Raw genomic sequence first — 578 nt, 5'->3', positions numbered from 1 at the left:
ATATCTGCGCAATTATCCCGCTACCAATATCACTTTCCGTGAGGAGCGCATTGACCCGAAATCAGTACAGAAATCGCACGATTCTATTGAGCTGCCAGCGTTCCTAGCAATAGACGGAACCGAGGTGCAGGCCAAACTAGACATCGTCGAATGGAGTTTTGCAAAGAAAGAGAGGCGGATATGCCTCTGCGATATAGATGGCTTTGCGCTTCACGAGGTTGAGGCAGGTATCCGGCCGGGAAGTGAATTTAACTTCACAGCGTTTCTTCGCTCAGACTACATCGCGAAGCTGCATCATGAAAACTTACTCACACTTGATGACTTAAATGCTGACCTCCGCCGCCTTGTCGACAGCGCACGTACTGCAATGCGCTCTCATTTTCGTCGCAAAAAGCAGAGACCGCATCGGAACTGGTCCAGCAATGGAAAGATGAAGGCGTCTATCCTTTCTCTGGAGATGCTGGTGACGAGCTAGAGCAAGCCCGAAGAGAGGTCTTCGACATTTGCGCCTTGAACGTACACCAGTACTTGGACTCTTTTCGCGACGGCCATATTCGGAATCGCCAATTCACGCTCCG

1 protein-coding gene is annotated in these 578 nt (G+C 50.5%); it reads left to right on the top strand.

Going from position 1 to position 578, the window contains the following annotated elements; translation table 11 throughout:
* A partial coding sequence (locus SB717_RS33430; RefSeq protein WP_410907093.1) for a hypothetical protein occupies positions 1-475 on the top strand: 475 nt, incomplete at its 5' end.
* Positions 476-578 lie beyond the last annotated feature (103 nt).

Origin of the sequence: Priestia sp. SIMBA_032 (genome assembly GCF_046535215.1) — a bacterium.
GTDB lineage: Bacteria > Bacillota > Bacilli > Bacillales > Bacillaceae_H > Priestia > Priestia aryabhattai.
The sequence above is the reverse complement of the archived record's forward strand: the minus strand, read 5'-3'. Positions and strand labels throughout refer to the sequence as shown.